The sequence below is a fragment of the Proteus sp. GOKU genome (assembly GCF_015475555.1).
Taxonomy (GTDB): Bacteria; Pseudomonadota; Gammaproteobacteria; order Enterobacterales; family Enterobacteriaceae; genus Proteus; species Proteus mirabilis_B.
The window spans coordinates 3828389-3847408 of record NZ_CP034105.1 but is presented as its reverse complement, the minus strand read 5'-3'; the positions used below and the strand labels follow the sequence as shown (position 1 = coordinate 3847408).

At 37.6% G+C, this 19020-nt stretch carries 17 protein-coding genes and 1 tRNA gene; 8 read left to right on the top strand and 10 right to left on the bottom strand.

The window, feature by feature from the left end; translation table 11 throughout:
- From spoT to EHE21_RS17555, 4 genes are all read right to left on the bottom strand, one after another.
- Positions 1-2127 (bottom strand): bifunctional GTP diphosphokinase/guanosine-3',5'-bis pyrophosphate 3'-pyrophosphohydrolase, encoded by a 2127-nt coding sequence (gene spoT / locus EHE21_RS17570; RefSeq protein ID WP_075671312.1) that lies wholly within the window; start codon positions 2125-2127, stop codon positions 1-3.
- Positions 2128-2156: 29 nt separating this feature from the next.
- Positions 2157-2432, bottom strand: a complete 276-nt coding sequence (gene rpoZ / locus EHE21_RS17565; protein WP_004246820.1) for a DNA-directed RNA polymerase subunit omega — start codon at positions 2430-2432, stop codon at positions 2157-2159.
- A gap of 54 nt (positions 2433-2486) precedes the next feature.
- Complete coding sequence (gene gmk, locus EHE21_RS17560) at positions 2487-3110, bottom strand: guanylate kinase (protein ID WP_023583250.1); 624 nt, start codon at positions 3108-3110, stop codon at positions 2487-2489.
- A 305-nt stretch (positions 3111-3415) separates the two neighbouring features.
- Positions 3416-4033: a trimeric intracellular cation channel family protein gene (locus EHE21_RS17555; protein ID WP_088494339.1), complete on the bottom strand. Its 618-nt coding sequence runs from the start codon at positions 4031-4033 to the stop codon at positions 3416-3418.
- 136 nt (positions 4034-4169) lie between these two features.
- Between EHE21_RS17555 and EHE21_RS17550 the strand changes: the two genes are divergently transcribed.
- The 3 genes from EHE21_RS17550 to EHE21_RS17540 all read left to right on the top strand — a co-directional run bounded on the left by EHE21_RS17550 (position 4170) and on the right by EHE21_RS17540 (position 6988).
- Positions 4170-5456: a DUF3748 domain-containing protein gene (locus tag EHE21_RS17550; RefSeq protein ID WP_194951387.1), complete on the top strand. Its 1287-nt coding sequence runs from the start codon at positions 4170-4172 to the stop codon at positions 5454-5456.
- 217 nt (positions 5457-5673) lie between these two features.
- A complete protein-coding gene (locus EHE21_RS17545) occupies positions 5674-6561 on the top strand; it encodes an endonuclease/exonuclease/phosphatase family protein (RefSeq protein ID WP_194951386.1) in 888 nt (295 codons plus the stop codon).
- Positions 6551-6988, top strand: a complete 438-nt coding sequence (locus tag EHE21_RS17540) for a hypothetical protein (RefSeq protein WP_194951385.1) — start codon at positions 6551-6553, stop codon at positions 6986-6988. Before EHE21_RS17545 ends, EHE21_RS17540 begins: the two co-directional genes overlap by 11 nt.
- Before the next feature lie 22 nt (positions 6989-7010).
- On the opposite strand, the gene EHE21_RS17535 is transcribed toward EHE21_RS17540, so the two are convergent.
- The 4 genes from EHE21_RS17535 to glyQ form a co-directional block, all read right to left on the bottom strand.
- A complete protein-coding gene (locus tag EHE21_RS17535) occupies positions 7011-7331 on the bottom strand; it encodes a helix-turn-helix domain-containing protein (RefSeq protein ID WP_088494342.1) in 321 nt (106 codons plus the stop codon).
- Complete coding sequence (locus EHE21_RS17530) at positions 7324-7752, bottom strand: type II toxin-antitoxin system RelE/ParE family toxin (RefSeq protein ID WP_228766711.1); 429 nt, start codon at positions 7750-7752, stop codon at positions 7324-7326. The genes EHE21_RS17535 and EHE21_RS17530 overlap by 8 nt, the downstream gene beginning before the upstream one ends.
- A gap of 109 nt (positions 7753-7861) precedes the next feature.
- Positions 7862-9934, bottom strand: a complete 2073-nt coding sequence (gene glyS / locus EHE21_RS17525) for a glycine--tRNA ligase subunit beta (RefSeq protein ID WP_194951384.1) — start codon at positions 9932-9934, stop codon at positions 7862-7864.
- Between the two features lie 9 nt (positions 9935-9943).
- Complete coding sequence (glyQ, locus tag EHE21_RS17520; RefSeq protein WP_004246832.1) at positions 9944-10849, bottom strand: glycine--tRNA ligase subunit alpha; 906 nt, start codon at positions 10847-10849, stop codon at positions 9944-9946.
- Positions 10850-11087: 238 nt separating this feature from the next.
- Here glyQ and EHE21_RS17515 point away from each other — a divergent pair, with 238 nt between their 5' ends.
- Positions 11088-11672, top strand: coding sequence for a DNA-3-methyladenine glycosylase I (locus EHE21_RS17515; RefSeq protein WP_194951383.1), 585 nt, complete (start codon positions 11088-11090; stop codon positions 11670-11672).
- Positions 11673-11842: 170 nt separating this feature from the next.
- Positions 11843-13102 (top strand): valine--pyruvate transaminase, encoded by a 1260-nt coding sequence (locus tag EHE21_RS17510; protein ID WP_194951382.1) that lies wholly within the window; start codon positions 11843-11845, stop codon positions 13100-13102.
- Between the two features lie 265 nt (positions 13103-13367).
- Here EHE21_RS17510 and EHE21_RS17505 read toward each other — a convergent pair whose 3' ends face one another.
- Positions 13368-15026, bottom strand: coding sequence for a putative transporter (locus EHE21_RS17505; protein ID WP_088494346.1), 1659 nt, complete (start codon positions 15024-15026; stop codon positions 13368-13370).
- 390 nt (positions 15027-15416) lie between these two features.
- Between EHE21_RS17505 and EHE21_RS17500 the strand changes: the two genes are divergently transcribed.
- Complete coding sequence (locus EHE21_RS17500) at positions 15417-15752, top strand: YceK/YidQ family lipoprotein (RefSeq protein ID WP_088494347.1); 336 nt, start codon at positions 15417-15419, stop codon at positions 15750-15752.
- A 62-nt stretch (positions 15753-15814) separates the two neighbouring features.
- On the opposite strand, the gene EHE21_RS17495 is transcribed toward EHE21_RS17500, so the two are convergent.
- The gene (locus EHE21_RS17495) at positions 15815-16120 is read right to left on the bottom strand and encodes a DUF5339 family protein (RefSeq protein WP_088494348.1); all 306 of its coding nucleotides are present in this window, start codon (positions 16118-16120) and stop codon (positions 15815-15817) included.
- Between the two features lie 298 nt (positions 16121-16418).
- Between EHE21_RS17495 and EHE21_RS17490 the strand changes: the two genes are divergently transcribed.
- Both EHE21_RS17490 and dppA read left to right on the top strand, forming a co-directional pair.
- Positions 16419-16495: transfer RNA gene (locus EHE21_RS17490), tRNA-Pro, on the top strand.
- A gap of 859 nt (positions 16496-17354) precedes the next feature.
- The gene (gene dppA / locus EHE21_RS17485) at positions 17355-18962 is read left to right on the top strand and encodes a dipeptide ABC transporter periplasmic-binding protein DppA (RefSeq protein WP_088494349.1); all 1608 of its coding nucleotides are present in this window, start codon (positions 17355-17357) and stop codon (positions 18960-18962) included.
- Positions 18963-19020: the final 58 nt, after the last annotated feature.

Below are 19020 nucleotides of genomic sequence, written 5' to 3'. Positions count from 1 at the left end.
CTAGTTTTTATTACGGCTAACGCGCAGAACGTCTGGCATGATGCGAAGTTTACGCATGATATTGGCTAATTGAATTCTGTCTTTCGCCGTTAAGCGAATAAAAGCACAATATACGCGACCGTCTTTCTCTTCTGTATTCATACTTTGAATACTTGAGTTAGCATCGTTAATAGCTGCGGTTAAGTTTGCTAAAGCGCCTTGGTGGTTAATCATATCGACTTTAATTTCAGTAATGAAATCGCTGTTGATCTCTTTATCCCACTCGACAGGCATGAATTTTTCAGGCTCTTTTTGGTAACCACGAATATTACGACAAGATTCATGGTGAATAACCAAACCTTTACCTGGGCTAATATGTGCAACGATAGGATCACCCGGAATAGGGCGGCAACATTTAGCGAAGGAGATTAATACGCCATCAGCGCCTTTAATTGGGAGTTTAGGTGTTTCATCATTGGTTGTTTCTGTTTGTGCGTTTTCATCTTGATTTTGACTATCAATCAATAAATTACGCGCAACAACAACGCTCATGGTATTACCTAAACCAATTTCAGCCATTAAGTCGTCGATTGAATGAAGCTTCATACGCTTCAACTCGCGCTCAATATTTTCAGCTGAAATATCAGCAAGCTTGTGCTCGCCTAATGCGTGATTAAGTAAACGACGACCTAGATTAATAGAGTCTTCACGTTTTAGGTTTTTCAGTAGTTGTCGGATTTTAGAGCGTGCTCTTGAACTGACAACAAAGTTTAGCCAAGCTGCATTGGGTCTTGCACCTGGAGCGGTAATAATTTCAACCGTTTGTCCGGTGCGTAGCGATTGTGAAAGTGGGTAAGGTTGTCTATCAACCCTTGCACCTACACAGGCATGACCGATATCAGTGTGTACAGCATAAGCAAAATCGACAGGAGTAGCGCCTGTTGGTAATTCAACAATGCGACCTTCTGGCGTGAAAACGTAGATTTCATCAGGAAAGAGATCTGATTTTACGTTCTCAATAAATTCAAATGAGCTACCCGCGCTTTGTTGCAATTCAAGTAAACTTTGCATCCAGCGTTGAGCTCTAACTTGTGCAGTTGTGCCCGGTTGTTCACCTTGCTCTTTATAAGCCCAATGTGCTGCAACCCCCATTTCTGCCATTTGATCCATATCTTCAGTACGAATTTGCACTTCGACAGGCACCCCATGAGGGCCAATAAGTGAAGTATGAAGAGATTGATAGCCGTTGGCTTTTGGGATTGCAATATAGTCTTTAACTCGACCGGGACGCGGTTTATAAAGACTGTGCATTTGACCTAAAACGCGATAACAGGTATCGACTTCTTTCACGATCACGCGAAAGGCGTAAATATCCATGATCGAGTGAAAACGTTGCTCTTTTAACAACATTTTCCGATAAATAGAGTAAAGGTGTTTTTCACGACCGTTAACTTTGCATTCGATATGCGCTTCTGTCAGGCGACCTTCAATTTCAGAGAGGATTTTATTAATCATCTCTTTACGGTTGCCTCGAGCTGCTTTAACGACTTCTTTGATTACACGGTAGCGATTAGGATGTAGCGCCTCGAAACCCAGCTCTTCAAGCTCTGTCTTGATATGGTGTATACCTAAACGGTGTGCGAGAGGGCTGTAAATTTCGAGTGTTTCGCGAGCAATACGGCGACGTTTATCTGGGCGTAATGATCCCAGTGTGCGCATATTGTGAGTTCGGTCTGCCAGCTTGATCAAAATGACGCGGATATCTTTTACCATCGCCATAATCATCTTACGGAAGTTTTCAGCCTGAGCCTCTTTTTTGTCTCTAAACTTCAACTTATCAAGTTTAGACACCCCTTCAACAAGATCGGCAACCGTACTACCAAAGAGGCTTTCGATATCTTGGAAGGTTGCAGGTGTATCTTCGATAACATCATGCAACAGCGCCGCCATCAGCGTTTGCTGGTCTAATCGCATATCTGCGAGAATACACGCAACCGCAACAGGGTGAGTAATATAAGGCTCACCACTTGAACGAGTTTGTCCCTCGTGGGCATTTCGGGCGACGATAAAGGCTTTTTTAAGTTGTTCAACTTGCTCCGATGGCAAGTATTTTTGAACGATTTGATTCAGGCTTTCAAACAGGTACAAGGCAGACCTACCCCTATTTTATAAAACGATTAACGACGACCTTCCGCAATCGCTGAAACAGCTTGTAATTCTGCTGCTTCTTGCTCTTGCTGCTCTTGACGTTCACGAGCATCAAGAATTTTACCGTTAATCAGGCCTTCTTCGATTTCACGTAGCGCGATAACAGTCATTTTATCATTTTCTTCTGGAACTAAAGGATCTTTAGCGCCAACTTGTAACTGACGCGCACGACGTGCTGCGACCAGAACGAGGTCAAAACGGTTACCAATTTTCTCTACAGCGTCTTGAACGGTTACGCGTGCCATATTTGTGTTACTCCACCATTAACGAAATGACTGGGCATAATACTGAAAGTTAACTCAGTCTGCCAATAATTTGCTGATTAAATCACCATGTCGTAGCGTTTGACGATCAAGGCGTAATTTTTCTGAACGAATAATTGATTGTAAATCAGCAAGCGCAGTATTGAAATCATCATTAATCAGCAAATAATCATACTCATTAAAATGTTCCATTTCCGATACAGCTTGCGACATACGTTTTGTAATCACTTCTTCGCTATCTTGTCCACGTCCACGAAGTCGGCGGTAAAGCTCTTCTTTTGACGGTGGCAGAATAAAAATACTGCGAGCTTCTGGCATCGCTTTACGCACTTGCTGTGCGCCTTGCCAGTCGATATCTAAAAAGACATCTACACCACTGGCTAAGATTTCTTTGATAACTTTGCCGGATGTTCCGTAATAGTTACCAAAAACACAAGCATGTTCGAGGAAATCCCCGCTGTCTATCATGCTTTTAAATTCTTCTTCAGTAACAAAGAAGTAATGTTCACCATGGTTCTCTCCCGGTCGCATTGGGCGGGTTGTATGAGAGACAGAAACCTGAGTGTCATATAAAGGCTGTGTTTTTAACAGCGCTTGAATAAGACTTGATTTACCCGCACCGCTTGGAGCGGAAACAATATAAAGTGTTCCTTGGATCATGATGACTTTCTGAATTTGACTGGAGAATTAAGTATAAATACATGTTTAGGGAGCAAATCCCCCATATAGTATACACATACAATGAATGACATACAGTGCCCATGTTTAATACAGGGCCATTTTTTTCTTATTAAATTCTATTTTCTGAATATAGAAACAAGAGAAAAATTAAACTATGTCAATATTAACATAGAATTAAAGGCTCAGTGATAGGAATTACCTTTTATCACAATAGCGAAAAGAGATTATATTTTGAGATACCCCACAGAATCAAAAAGAACCGCTGTCGTTAAAACAGCGATTCGTTAATCTTGATTCTCGTAATTAAAGACAGGTAAGCCTAATTTATAACGAATTGCGAGAAGTCGAGCTGTTAACCCTGCAATTAGGGTAATGATGATAATGACGTCTCTTGGTAACGGTGTATAAAACAGTAATCCCATATAAAGCCACGCAGCACCAAAAGCGATACCGGCATAAATTTCTTTTTGGAAAACTAAAGGAATGGTATTACAAAGCATATCTCTTAATACGCCACCAAAAGCACCCGTAATCACCGCAGCAATAGCAGCAATAATTGGGCCATAGTCCATATCGAGTGCGATTTGCGCACCGATAATAGAGAAAACCATTAGACCAATGGCATCTAAGATAAGAAAGAGTCGCTGTAGGTGTTTCATCATGGGAGCAACCCACATGGTGATAACAGCAGCACATGCAACAGTGACGATATATTCAGGGTGTTTTACCCAACCCAGCGGGTAATGGCCGAGCAGAATGTCTCTGACAGAGCCACCACCAATGGCAGTTGCAGAGGCGATAATAATAACGCCAAAAACATCCATTTTACGACGACCAGCAGCAAGCGCACCGGTCATGGCTTCTGCAGTAATACCAATAATATAGAGAACACTAAGTAACATGATTTTCTAATTTTCTGACTATTTAGTGAGGGTAGAATAATTACCTTGCGAAAAAGTCTCGACTGAATTTTTTTAGTGCCAGGTAAAATTAATTAGTTTTTATAATGTGGAAATTTATTTCCCGATAAGGATAAATATGTCTTTTCAGGAACACCAGATTACGTTTGATAGCCGTCATCATCAGCTAACTAATATAAATGTTTGGACGCCAGATAGCCAGTGGTTAGTCTATGATGTACGTCCCAATGGGGGATCTTTTACAGGTCTAACCATAGAAAAAATTCATGCGAAAACAAAACAGCAACAGATCATTTACACAGCAACACAAGGGGCACATGCAGGGGTTGCGACAGTAAGCCCAACAGAGCCCGTGCGTTATGCCTTTATTCATGGGCCAGAAAACCCAGATAATGAATGGCATTATGACTTTCATCATCGTCGAGGTGTGATTGTTAATGAATCAGAAAATAATCGTGCATTTAATATCGACGCTTGTTCGTTGACATCACCTTATCAAGCCGGCGCATTACGTGGCGGTACACATGTTCACGTCTTTAGCCCTGACGGCACACGTTTAAGCTTTACCTACAATGATCATATTATGCATGAACTGGGGAGCGAATATGATCAACGTAATGTGGCTGTTGCTGTGCCACTAAAAGCGGTTAATGTCGCTAAAAAACATCCTCGTGAATATGACGGTGAATATTTTTGCACTGTAATAAGCCAAACTGTTGCTTATCCACAAAAGGGAAGCGACGAAATTAATAAAGCTTATGAAGAGTGTTGGGTTGGTACTCAAGGTTATATAAAGGCTGATGGTTCACAGCAGCGTTGGGCTATTGCATTTATCGGCGATACCATGAGTGAAAATGGTGATAAAGTCGCTGATATTTTCTTAGTGGATTTACCTGATGATAATCAGGCTTTCAGTGTTGAAGGTGATAAACCATTGGCAGGAACGGATACAACAATGCCCGCAGTGGCTAAAGGTATTCATCAAGTTCGCCTAACAAATACAGCAAATAGGAAGTATGCAGGTGTTTTAAATCAGCCTCGCCACTGGTTAAGAAGCTCGCCAAAAGGTGATGCGATTGCTTTCTTGATGAAAGATGATAACGGCATTGTGCAGTTATATACGGTATCACCGAGTACGAAAGAGATAAAACAAGTCACTTCGCAGGATTGGGATATTCAGTCTGCCTTTACGTGGAATAGTAACGGACAATATCTCACCTTTATTTGTGATAACAGCGTGATGCTATGTAATGTGAAAACGGGTGAGTTAACTCGATTAACAGAAAGAACAGCACAGGCACCAAGTAGTGATGCAGTCGTATTCTCTCCAAATGACCAATATATTGCATTTATGCGTGATATTGATGGTTATCGCCAAATATTTACAGTAGAGACTGGGTTGTAAAGTTTTATCGTATATAAATAAGGTATCTTAAATAATAAGATACCTTTTAATTTAATAAAAAACTAATAGTTTAAATATGAATTAAAATATTTGTTTATTTTGATTTGTTTTATTATTTTTTCTATTTTAATTTATTGTGCTAAATTACTAAGCTTTAGTAAGATAATAACTAGTAATATTTAAAAATAATTTATTATAAATGGAATGATATGTAAAAATGGAATTGAATTTATGCTGGTGGAATATGGGATTATCTCCACCAATAAGGTCAAGTAAGCAAATAGATATAGAAGATATTGGATTGGCAAAACAATATCTTAGAAAAATAATAAAAGAGAGAACGCTTGATATAGTTGCACTTTGTGAGATTTCTAAAAGAGAAAACATAGATTTCAAACAATTAGCTTGCGAATTAAACATGGAATATATCGATTTATCAGGAAAGATAGGGCGTATACTTATTGATATTTCTATAATGTACAATATGAATAAATTAGCATTTATCTCAAGTAAGTTTTTAACTAAACTTCAACCTGATAATAGAACAATAAGAGTGGGCGTCAGTGTTTCATTTAAAGATCTTGAAAATCAAAAAATGATCACATTCTTTTTATCACACTGGCCATCTGTACTAAGTGCTGATGAAAAAACTAGGCGTATAGCTGCCCAAGAGTTGAGAAATAGTATTGATAAGCTATTTGAAAATAAAGGAAAAGACACACAAATTATTTGTATGGGTGATTATAATACTGAACCTTATTCTGATGTGATGATTAATATATTATATGCAACAAGAGACTATCACATCATAAAAAAGAAAAGAGAATTATTATTTAATCCATTTTGGTATCTTTTGTCGGATAAGAAAACGAATAACTTAGGTACGTATTATTATAATTCAGCATCAATAAATCGATGGTATGTTTTTGATCAAATGATTTTCTCTTCTTCATTTTTATATGGGAAAGAAGACTGCTTTAAGTTAGATCTCGAACAGCTTGATTTCTATCGGATCTTAAATGATGCTAATCACTGCCTCGATGATATTTTCTTTAAAAAGTTTGATCATTATCCAATATTTTGTAGGGTTTCACATGAACGATGAAAATAATTTTTTTGAAAAGATAAAAGCTTCATTGGATAGAGCATCCTCTATTATTGATATAAAAAATAAAATAGAGAATAAAATAAATATAGTTATCGAAAAATTAGAAGTGATCACTAATAATAAAATTAAAGTATTATTTAAAGATAATCATCATTACAGTCCTAAATTTATTAATAGCGAAAGACTTATTTATATTGATAAATTAAATGCAAGTGATAAGTCTGGGTTTATATTATTTGGCTATAGTTTTAGTAAAATAAATGGTTTTCCTATTGAAATAGAAACCGAAATTGAATCTTTTTATGCGGAGAATATTGATGATTTACTGCATATTATTGTGAGTATTATTGATAAAGAATCGATAAGAATAATAATATTTGATAAAAAACCGGCATTGCTTTCACAATGCCGGTTTATCTACTAACAAGTATTTAGTAGAAATAATCTTAGATTGAAATTGCTTTATTATCTATTAAATTCAAAAGTCTCAGTGCTGCTCCGTTGGGTTTAATTTCGTTCCGCTCCCATTTTGATACACTCTCTTTTGTCATATTTAGTATTAAAGCAAGAGACGATTGCGAAATGTTATTTTGCTCGCGAATTCTTTTTATATCTTCACCACTCATTGGAGTCAGGTGAGCATATCTTTCTTTTAATTCTTTGGCTTTTATTCTGGCTGCAATTCGTCTAGCCGATTCTCCATCGGTTATTCCCGCAACTTCCATTTCTTGTGCAAATTTCAGCATTTCTTTCATTTTATCAGTCATGTTTAACCTCCGTTAAAAGGCCTAGTGCAATCATCTTATCTATTTTATTTTTAGTTGCACTGAAGAGATCTTTTGCCAGATCTTTATAGGATTCTAGCTCATCATCTGTAATTTCTTTCGCTTTTTTAGAACTTAAGTGAGATTTTTTCCATCCATCAGCAAAGAATAAATTACTTCCCTGTTTATAAAATATAATTGTTCTAATTCCACTACTCTTTCCTTTTCCTTGGATACAGATCCGTTTTTTGATAATCCCACCACCTAAGTCAGCTTCAAAGTGTCCTGCATATACTTCGTTGGCAATATCTATTAAATCAGCATCATTGATAGGTATTTTCTTGAAATTATTTTTGAACATCTTTGTTTTATAGATAACCATCACTTCCTCTGTGGTAGTTTTTACTATGGTAAATTTTACCACTGTAATTTTCTATGTAAATAAATCTTTTTTATGTCAATCCTATTAAAAATGAATAAAAAAACCGGCATTGCTTTCACAATGCCGGTTTCTGTTTTCTGAGGTTTACAACTTATTGTAAAACAGAAATATCCGCGACTTTTAAGAACAGTTCACGCAATTGGCTTAACATGGTTAAACGGTTGATACGAACAGCTTCGTCTTCATCCATTACCATGACTTTATCAAAGAAGTTATTGACCACATCACGTAATGAGGCAAGTTCAACTAATGCTTCTTGGTATTTGCGCTCTGCAAATAATGGTGCCAATTTATCTTGTAATACAGAAAGATTAGCTGCTAATTGAACTTCTTCTGGTGCTTTTAAGACGGAAGCTAAAACAGTGTCATTCAGTTTTACATCAGCGGATTTTGCTAAGATGTTAGAAACACGTTTATTGGCTTCTGCTAATGCAGAGGCTTCGTCTAATGTACGGAAGTAAGTTACTGCTTTAACGCGAGCATTGAAGTCAGCAGGTTGTGTTGGGCGACGTGCTAATACAGCTTGAATAGTATCAATGCTGTAACCCAGTTCTTGATACCAAGAACGGAAACGACCTAACATAAACTCAACCACATCACTGACCACATTTTTATTAGTCAGCTTGTCACCGTAAAGGCGAACCGCTTCTTGTGTCAGCTCTTCAATATCTAACGGTAAATCTTGCTCAACGATAATACGTAAAACACCCAGTGATGCACGACGTAGAGCAAATGGGTCTTTATCCCCTTTAGGATGTTGACCAATACCGAAAATACCCGCAAGTGTATCCATCTTCTCTGCAATAGCGAGGGCGCTAGCAACAGGATTAGAAGGTAATTCATCACCCGCGAAACGAGGCTGATATTGTTCTTTCAATGCAACCGCGACTTCTTCGGCTTCACCATCATGACGCGCATAATGCATACCCATAACACCTTGGGTATCTGTGAATTCGAACACCATATTGGTCATTAAGTCACATTTTGACAGTAAACCTGCACGGGTTGCTTTATTAACATCAGCACCCATTTTGCCAGCAATAAAGCCAGCTAATGCTTGAATACGGTCTGTTTTATCACGCAGTGTGCCTAAATCTTTCTGGAATAATACGGTTTCAAGGCGTGGTAAGTTATCTTCTAAACGTTGTTTACGGTCAGTTTTGAAGAAGAACTCAGCATCAGCTAAACGAGGACGCACTACTTTTTCGTTACCGCTAATGATCTGTTGTGGATCAGAAGATTCAATATTAGTGACAAAAATAAAGTTAGGTAATAATTTGCCTTGCTTGTCATAAACAGGGAAGTATTTTTGGTCACCTTTCATGGTATAAACCAGTGCTTCAGCGGGAACTTCAAGGAATTTTTCCTCAAATTTTGCTGTTAACACAACTGGCCATTCAACCAATGAAGTGACTTCTTCGACTAAGCTATCGCTTAAATCTGCGATACCGCCAAGTTTTTCAGCAGCAAGACGAGCATCATGAAGAATAATTGATTTACGTGTTTCGTAATCAGCAATAACTTTTCCGCGCTCATAAAGAATTTCAGGATACTGATCTGCATTATCAATAGTAAATTCAGCTTCACCCATAAAGCGGTGACCACGAATAACGCGATCGCTTTGGATACCTAAAATTTCACCATCAATAACGGTATCACCTAATAATAAGGTGACGGTATGAACAGGGCGTACAAAGTGAGTTTCTTTATCACCCCAGCGCATTAATTTTGGAATTGGTAATTTTGATAATGCATTGCTTACCATGCCAATCAGTAATTGGTTAACAGCTTCACCTTTTACTTCTGCACGATAAAATAACCATTCGCCTTTATCTGTTGATAAGCGCTCTGCTTGGTCAACAGTAATGCCATTACCTCTTGCCCAACCTTCAGCTGCTTTTGTCGGTTTACCGTCAGCGTCAAATGCTTGAGCAATCGCAGGACCACGTTTTTCAATGGTTCTATCTGCTTGTGATTTCGCCATATTAGCCACTTTAATGGCTAAACGGCGAGGCGCTGCAAACCAAGATACATCACCATGAGTGATATTTGCGTTATCCAGTTCAGCAGTAAAATTAGCAGCAAAAGATTCGGCTAAAGAACGAAGCGCTTTCGGCGGTAATTCTTCTGTGCCGATTTCCACGAGGAAAGTCTCAGTTGTCATGATAGCCTCTTACTTTTTACACATAGGGAAACCAAGCGCTTCACGAGAAGCATAATATGCTTCAGCAACCGCTTTGGTTAAAGTACGGATACGTAAAATATAACGCTGACGCTCTGTCACAGAGATAGCTTTACGTGCATCCAATAAGTTAAAGGTGTGTCCTGCTTTTAAAATACGTTCATAGGCAGGTAAAGGCAGAGGTTTTTCTAACTCTAACAACTCACGAGCTTCTTTTTCATATTGCTCAAAGCAAGAGAACAGGAAGTCTACGTCGGCGTATTCAAAGTTATAGGTTGATTGCTCAACTTCGTTTTGATGATAGATATCGCCATAGGTGGTTTTACCTAATGGACCATCACACCAAACTAAGTCATAAACGCTATCAACACCTTGAATATACATGGCAAGACGTTCTAAGCCGTAAGTGATTTCACCCGTAACAGGCTTGCATTCTAATCCACCGACTTGTTGGAAATAGGTAAACTGCGTCACTTCCATGCCGTTGAGCCAAACTTCCCAGCCTAAGCCCCAAGCACCTAAAGTTGGGTTTTCCCAGTTATCTTCCACAAAACGAATATCATGAATTGTTGGGTCTAAACCTAATTCTCTTAATGAACCAAGATAAAGTTCCTGAATATTATCAGGTGATGGCTTAATGATAACTTGGAATTGGTAATAGTGCTGTAAGCGGTTAGGGTTTTCACCGTAACGTCCATCTGTTGGACGACGAGAAGGCTGTACATAAGCCGCAGCGATAGGCTCTGGGCCTAATGCACGTAAACAAGTCATTGGGTGTGATGTGCCCGCACCCACTTCCATATCTAATGGTTGGACAATGGTACAGCCCTGGCGAGCCCAGTAATCCTGTAGTGTCAGGATAAGACCTTGAAAGGTTTTGGTATCAAACTTTTGCATGTTATATCCGCATGGCGATACATAGAATAAAAAGAAAGGTTTCAGTATACCTTCTAGACGAAAGATATACAGCAAGGAATGCGGGCAATTTTCCCTCGATCAAAAAAATAATCCCTTAATTGACTTTATGACTATGCTCAAAGAATTAGATTGAATTTTTTTTCACCTATTTACATGTATATTTATACAGTATATAAAATGGTACTATTACAAGTTATTGGTAACAAGGAATGAGAAAATGAATAAACAGCGTTGCGATTGGGTAACCAGTGATCCTGAATATTTGGCATATCATGATGATGAGTGGGGTAAACCTGAACGAGATAAATACAAGCTTTTCGAAATGATCTGTCTTGAAGGTCAACAAGCTGGGTTATCTTGGTATACCGTACTTAAGAAAAGAGAAGGTTACCGCCGCTGTTTTTTTAATTTTTCACCCGAAAAAATTGCCAAAATGACAGATAAGGATGTTGAAGCTTTATTGCAAGATCCCGCAATTATTCGTCATCAAGGAAAAATTAACGCCATTATTAATAACGCTCGTATTTTCATGGCAATGGAAGAACAAGGTGAAGATTTTAGTCAGTTTATTTGGCAATTTGTTGATAATAAACCCATTATTAATCAGTGGAGCGATATATCTCAAGTACCTGCATCTACTGAAATCTCGGATAAAATGGCAAAAACGTTAAAGAAAAAAGGCTTTAAATTTGTTGGTACAACAACGTGCTACGCATTTATGCAAGCCGTTGGTATGGTAAATGACCATATTCTCTCTTGCTTTTGTCGCCAAGAAGAGAATAAAAACGCCAATAAAAAGTAAAATATGAGTTGAGTTATCTTTAATCGAGAGTGTTATTGGCTTTATATTTCAATATTTAAAATCATATTAATATTACTATTCTATCATTTCGATTATAACTATTGATGCAGGTTAAAGCTCGCGGTATGGTATTTCTTAACGAGAAAGCAACATAGAAGATACCTGCAAAGATGACTCAACTATCACAATTTGGGCAAAAGTTTGCTCAGCACTCAGGCATTGCTCGCTTGATGCAAGACTTAAATGAAGGAATACGTACACCCGGTGCTGTGATGCTAGGGGGCGGAAATCCTGCTCATATTCCTGAAATGGATAACTATTTTCGTCAGTTGCTTAAAGAGATGACCGAAAATGGCTCATTAAGTGATGCGGTTTGTAACTATGATGGTCCGCAAGGCAAAGATGCCATGTTACAAGCGTTGGCGGCATGTTTAAAAGAGAAGCTAGGCTGGAATATTTCGGCAAAAAATATTGCACTAACTAATGGCAGCCAAAGTGCTTTTTTCTACCTATTTAATTTATTAGGTGGCACAACCAAAGATGGGAAGAAACGTAAAATTCTTTTCCCAATTGCCCCTGAATATATTGGTTATACTGATTCTGGATTAGAAGAAGATCTGTTTGTTGCGAATAAGCCAACAATAGAAATGTTGCCAAATGGACAATTTAAATATCATGTCGATTTTGCTCATCTTGAAATTGGTGATGACATTGCCGCTATTTGTGTTTCTAGACCAACCAATCCAACAGGTAATGTAATTACTGACGATGAAGTTGAAAAGCTAGAGGCTTTAGCTAAACGGCACAATATCCCTCTGATTATAGATAATGCTTACGGTGTTCCTTTTCCAGGTATTATTTTCACTCAAGCAACACCTCGTTGGAATGACAACACTATCCTTTGTATGAGTCTGTCTAAGTTAGGCCTACCGGGAGCACGTTGTGGCATTATTATCGCCAATGAAACGCTGATTTCAGCTATTACAAATGTTAACGGCATTATTAGTCTCGCACCCGGTGGAATTGGGCCTGCAATGGCATTAGAAATGCTAAAACGCGATGATTTAATGCGGTTATCTCAAGATGTGATAGGGCCTTTCTATCATCAACGAGTACTTGAAACTATTAATATTATCCGCCGCTACTTACCTGAAGAGCGTTGTCTTATTCATAAGCCGGAAGGTGCGATCTTTTTATGGCTTTGGTTTAAAGATTTACCTGTTTCTTGTGAAGAGCTTTACCGTCGTTTGAAAAAACGTGGTGTATTAATGGTGCCGGGACATTACTTCTTTCCGGGATTAGAAAATTCATGGGATCACGCTCATCAATGTATGCGGATGAATTACGTGCCTGAGCCTGAATTGATTGAGAAAGGAATAAAAATTCTGGCTGAAGAAATCGAGAACATCTATCAGCCAGTGAATATCTAATAAAAATGCCCCTTCAGCGAGAAGAAGGGGCAAAGACAATAACGAGGACTTTTGAGCATAAGTTTGACGGAAAGAAATTGATTACTAAAAATTTAGCAATCCGTCTCAATCTAAATTTCTTAGCACGAGAACTATTAAAACAGACATTTATAAAATCTATGGCTTAAATAAGAGCCATTCATTGCCTTAATTATCCCTCTGCTAAGCCAAATGTGGATTTTGATAACAAATTTGGTTCAACTATTTAATATATTTATTATTTTTACTACAAAGTCCATATAATAAGTGCCATTAATTGTGGTGTTATGATGCGTAAAAACATTGCTAAAGGATAAACTGTGGCATAGGAAAGCGCGGCAGCCCCACTTGAGCTATGAATTGAGTTTGCGAAGGCTAATGCAGGGGGATCGGTCATTGAACCAGCCAACATTCCGCAGAGGCTTAAATAATTAAGCTTAAAGAAGACTCTGGCAATCACACCGACAATCAATAACGGTAATAATGTAATCAAAATACCATAACCAATCCAACTCAAACCTTGACCATAAATTAATGTTTCGACAAATTCACCGCCAGAGTTTAGCCCTACCACAGCAAGAAACATGACAATACCCAACTCTCGTAATGCCAAGTTTGCACTTGGAGGCATAAACCAATAGAGCTTACCAAATGTACCAATACGTCCTAAAATTAAGGCAACAACAAGAGGACCACCAGCCAAACCTAATTTAAGAGCCACAGGAATACCGGGAATAAAAATAGGAATAGAGCCAAGTAGAACCCCTAAGCCGATACCAATAAAGACAGGAAGCATTTGGACTTGTTCTAATTTCTGACGGGCGTTACCTAACAGAACTGTAATGGCTTCAATAGATTCAGGGCGTCCAACAACATTAAGAATATCCCCGAATTGCAACATACTATTATTACTTGGAATAAGTTCGATACCTGCGCGGTTCAATCGAGTCACTACAACATCGTATTTTCTTTTAAGATCCAGATCTTTTAAACGTTTACTGAGCACGGAATCATTCGTTACAACGACTCGTACTGATTGAAGTAAATTTGTTGATGTTGAAAGTGAAGCATCGACCTCTTCACCAAGTATTAGGCGAACTTTATTGAGATCTTCTTTTGAACCGACAATATGGAGTAAATCCCCTAACTGAATAATTGTTGATGGCATCGGTACCATAATGTTATCTCCACGCTTTAAGCGGGAGCAGACGATGGCATCTTCATTGAGTAGAGGAATATCTTGCATTAATAAGCCATCTAAATTGGGGTTTTTAATCGCAATATTAATGGTATGTAGTGCATCTTTAGTGCTGTGTTGTTGGTTACTAAAGGCTTTTGCTTCTTCATCAATGTTGATTTTAAAGAACACACGAATAAGCCACATTACGAGTAGAATGCCACAGATACCCATAGGATAAGCCATGGCATAGCCCATTCCCATTTGTCCCACAGAAGTTGGGTCAACATGCAGATCTGTCAGTATTTGTTGCCCAGCACCTAAAGAAGGCGTGTTGGTAACAGCACCAGAAAAAATACCCAAAATAATAGGTAAAGGAACGTCAAATAGACGATAAATAGAAGCGGTTATGATTGAGCCAAGAAGAATAATTAAGATGGCGAAGGCGTTTAGTTTTAAGCCTGAAACACGTAGTGAGGAGAAAAAACCCGGACCGACTTGGATACCAATAGTATAAACAAAAAGAATAAGCCCAAATTCTTGAATAAAATGAAGAGTTTGTGCATTAAGCGAAAAGTTATAATGCTGAGCAAAGTGGCCAATAATAATTCCACCAAAAAGAACACCACCTATCCCTAGGCTGACTCGATAGATTTTGATATTGCCAATCCAAAGACCTAGAGCGCCTGCTAATGACAACATCACCATTGTTAATGCAATATCACTCATAGAAAAGATCCTGTACCCAAAAATAAAAATGAGAAAATTTGAGCTAAAACGATAAACCTATTTTGGCAAAGAATAATGAAAGTCGCTGTGTCTTATCGCACAGATCTAGCATATATAGAGATAAAACAAACAAGAAAGATAAATATAAAGCTAAAATGTTTATTTAAAATAATGAAGGTTGAATTTTAATATCATAGAAACATAATAATTAATAATATTATTATGCTTTTTAAAATTAGATAAAGTGAAACTTTTTCACGCGAGACTTATTTATTTAATAACTAAAAAATTAAGCTTTTTTATATCATCTTTCTCTTGTCCTGTAAGAGAAAACAGGTTTAACTATATGATAAAAAGCGTTGACTACGGATCTCGTTTTATAGGTGCCCTATGATATTCAGAACGACAAGTAAAAATTTAACATTAGTCACATTTTTGACGACATTACTGACAGGTTGCTCAAGTGTTATGACTCATGCTGGTCCGAATAAAGAACTTTATTCAGGGACAAAAAATAACATGACAATGCTAAAAGATGATGAAACTGGATGGGCAATGAAACCATTGGTTATTCTCGATCTTCCTTTTAGTGCCGTATTAGATACTTTATTATTACCTTATGATTATTATACTCAGGGTGATGATAAAAGTGATAATTCACCTAAAGAACGCATAAAAAGATTGGAAAGTACAACTGCGAATAATAATCATGAAAATAAGAATTAATATCAAATTAATGACTAAATAATAAATAAGTAATTATATTTAGTCATTATCTGTTTATTTGATTATTTATTTAGTACCGTTTCTTCTTTAGGTCCAAACATTTTATTCAAACTATTAAGCTCTTGCATTTCCTTGTCACATATTACTTTTTGTTCTGACAGAGGCGCTGTCATTATCTGCTTTTTGCTTTGCTCGAAGTTAGCCTTAATCTCCGGCATATTATGTTTTAGATCTTCTCTTTGAGAAATGTACTGAATAAATCTATCCGCTTCTTTAAAGTACACTCGGCAAGCATGAACTGTAGATGCTTGAGCTGGAAGTGTGGTTGACAATAAAAGTAATGCGACACCCCACCAACGTTGTTTCATTCTCTAAACTACCTACCTTATTTGACATAAGGGAATTATATAAAAAGCACACTAATTAGACGATAATAATTAAGAATAAATTTGTTATTTTTTTTCATTTTTTATGGGTAACGTAAAGAAAGCCATAGTAAAACGAAGATAGACAGGTAAGCTTGTTACAATAACGCTAAAATTCACCTCTTTTTATGATAAAAAAGTTAAAAATCAACCGTTTTGGTTGAAAACCATACGAACAGTCAGGAGATACTAAAAAAGTATTGACGGAGTGGGCTTCAGGCAGTAAGATGCACCTCGTTTTCGGCGAGTAGCGCAGCCTGGTAGCGCAACTGGTTTGGGACCAGTGGGTCGGAGGTTCGAATCCTCTCTCGCCGACCATATTAAGAAACCCCGCTTTTAAAGCGGGGTTTTGTCGTTTTAGCCTCACTAAAAATACCTCTCTGTTTTTTGCTCTCACCATAATAGTGCTTTCTCTCAATCATTTTACTTCTATCCCATCCATACCTTGCATTCGAAGTTCCTATTAAGTTTAAAAACAGAAATTCATGGAAATATTTTCCAAATCAAGAGAAATATTGGCTGGAAATGCAGTAGGTTTCGCTGATCTATAAAGTCATTTAGGCATTAAACTATTTTAGAAGTTTTTTAATAAACAGCCTAAAGACGTCTGTAAATTTTCTTCTAACGCCACTTTTTATGGGCGATAGAACTTCTGGTAATATTTAAAGAATATAAATTTTTCACTATGAAAGAATTAAAATCATTAATAACAGACTGAATTTCATGGTCTTATCTAGTTAAGTGATTTGCTAAGAGGTAAAAATTGATACTTTTCACTCTATTTGCTTGATTAAAACTAAAATCAGTATCCTCTAGTAAGATAATTATTTTTCTTCCATAACAGAATAAAGCGCCAAGTTCTTTGTTTCATTTCAAAATATTCGTTCAATATTTAAGCGGTTAATCACAAATTATGGCTTTTTTTAAAATAGTCATTTTACTTAAGGATTCCTTAATGTGTGGTTTTATTGACTAGATATTAGTCAGAGACTTATTTTTTTATTCTGAGTTTGTTCAATATTTGTTTCATTTGTGTTTATAACGAGTTCTTTTTACCTTCTAACACCTTATTGACGTAAGGGGATACAGTTGGTTAATTGAACAATGACAAAATAAAAAGGTATTCCGTTTTTAAACAGGAAACCAAAACACAACAGAACAATTTCGGAGAGTAATGATGAAAAGCTCCAAAAAACAGACAGGAATTTTGACCGCTACAATTGGATTGCTCGCATTAGCTGTTTCTGCGGGTGTGCAGGCAAAAACATTGGTGTATTGCTCTGAAGGCTCACCTGAAGGATTTAACCCTCAGTTATTTACCTCTGGAACAACCTATGACGCAAGTTCAGTGCCTATTTATGACCGTTTAGTTGAATTTAAACTGGGTACAACAGAAATCATTCCAGGCTTAGCTGAAAGTTGGGATGTGAGCGATGATGGTAAAGTGTATACCTTCCATTTACGTAAAGGCGTGAATTGGCATAATAGTAAAACTTTTAAGCCAACACGTGAATTTAATGCGGATGACGTGATGTACACGTTTATGCGTCAAATGGACCCGAAACATCCTTACCATAAAGTGTCTGGCGGAAGTTATGAATACTTCTCCGGAATGGATATGAACAACATGATCGAGAAAATCGAGAAGGTTGATGATCATACCGTTCGTTTTGTTTTAACGCGTTCAGAAGCCCCTTTTATTGCTGATATGGCAATGGACTTTGCTTCTATATTATCCGCTGAATATGCGGATAACATGATGAAAGCAGGTACACCTGAAAAAGTGGACTTAGATCCTATCGGTACAGGGCCTTTCCAATTACAGCAATATCAAAAAGACTCTCGTATTCTTTATAAAGCGAATGACCAATATTGGGGTAAAAAACCAGATATTGACCGTTTAGTCTTCTCTATTACACCTGATGCCTCTGTACGATATGCAAAACTGCAAAAAGGTGAGTGTCAGGCAATGCCTTTCCCAAATCCTGCTGATATTGCGAAGATGAAACAAAATAGCGATATCAATCTATTAGAACAACCGGGCTTAAACGTGGGTTATATCTCTTTTAACGTTGAGAAAAAACCACTGGATAACCAAAAGGTTCGCCAAGCATTAAGTATGGCGGTGAATAAAGACGCCATTATTGAAGCTGTTTATCAAGGCGCAGGCCAGAAAGCGAAAAACCTCATTCCTCCTACAATGTGGGGTTATAACGACGATATCGTCGATTACGAATATAACCCTGAAAAAGCCAAAGCGCTGCTAAAAGAAGCGGGTCTTGCAGATGGCTTTACTATCGATTTATGGGCAATGCCAGTACAGCGTCCTTATAATCCAAATGCCCGCCGTATGGCTGAAATGGTACAAGCGGACTGGGAAAAAATTGGTGTTAAAACCAAGATTGTAAGTTACGAGTGGGGCGAATATCTCAAACGTGCTAAATCTGGTGAACACCAAGCAGTGATGATGGGTTGGACGGGGGATAATGGGGACCCAGATAACTTCTTTGCTACGCTATTTAGTTGTGCCGCAAAAGAGCAAGGATCGAACTATTCAAAATGGTGCTATAAGCCATTTGAAGATCTGATCCAACCTGCTCGAGTTGCAGCCGATCACGACAAGCGTGTTGAACTCTACAAACAAGCTCAAGTGGTTATGCATGATCAAGCACCTGCACTGATTATTGCTCACTCGACCGTTTATGAGCCTGTGAGTAAAAAAGTAGAAAACTATGTGGTTGATCCGTTAGGCAAACATCACTTCGAGAATGTCTCTCTTAAATAATAGCAATACCTAATCGTTGGATTGCCTTAAGTACGGTGTCTTTCTTTATGAAAGGCAC

Excerpts from the sequence above, each read along its gene's own strand:
- EHE21_RS17545 (WP_194951386.1), top strand. The coding sequence starts at position 5,674 with ATGGAATTGAATTTATGCTGGTGGAATATGGGATTATCTCCACCAATA.
- EHE21_RS17510 (WP_194951382.1), top strand. The coding sequence starts at position 11,843 with ATGACTCAACTATCACAATTTGGGCAAAAGTTTGCTCAGCACTCAGGC.
- EHE21_RS17535 (WP_088494342.1), bottom strand. The coding sequence starts at position 7,331 with ATGACTGATAAAATGAAAGAAATGCTGAAATTTGCACAAGAAATGGAA.
- EHE21_RS17495 (WP_088494348.1), bottom strand. The coding sequence starts at position 16,120 with ATGAAACAACGTTGGTGGGGTGTCGCATTACTTTTATTGTCAACCACA.
- rpoZ (WP_004246820.1), bottom strand. The coding sequence starts at position 2,432 with ATGGCACGCGTAACCGTTCAAGACGCTGTAGAGAAAATTGGTAACCGT.
- EHE21_RS17550 (WP_194951387.1), top strand. The coding sequence starts at position 4,170 with ATGTCTTTTCAGGAACACCAGATTACGTTTGATAGCCGTCATCATCAG.
- EHE21_RS17515 (WP_194951383.1), top strand. The coding sequence starts at position 11,088 with ATGAATAAACAGCGTTGCGATTGGGTAACCAGTGATCCTGAATATTTG.
- glyS (WP_194951384.1), bottom strand. The coding sequence starts at position 9,934 with ATGACAACTGAGACTTTCCTCGTGGAAATCGGCACAGAAGAATTACCG.
- EHE21_RS17540 (WP_194951385.1), top strand. The coding sequence starts at position 6,551 with ATGAACGATGAAAATAATTTTTTTGAAAAGATAAAAGCTTCATTGGAT.
- dppA (WP_088494349.1), top strand. The coding sequence starts at position 17,355 with ATGAAAAGCTCCAAAAAACAGACAGGAATTTTGACCGCTACAATTGGA.
- glyQ (WP_004246832.1), bottom strand. The coding sequence starts at position 10,849 with ATGCAAAAGTTTGATACCAAAACCTTTCAAGGTCTTATCCTGACACTA.
- EHE21_RS17500 (WP_088494347.1), top strand. The coding sequence starts at position 15,417 with ATGATATTCAGAACGACAAGTAAAAATTTAACATTAGTCACATTTTTG.
- EHE21_RS17505 (WP_088494346.1), bottom strand. The coding sequence starts at position 15,026 with ATGAGTGATATTGCATTAACAATGGTGATGTTGTCATTAGCAGGCGCT.
- EHE21_RS17555 (WP_088494339.1), bottom strand. The coding sequence starts at position 4,033 with ATGTTACTTAGTGTTCTCTATATTATTGGTATTACTGCAGAAGCCATG.
- gmk (WP_023583250.1), bottom strand. The coding sequence starts at position 3,110 with ATGATCCAAGGAACACTTTATATTGTTTCCGCTCCAAGCGGTGCGGGT.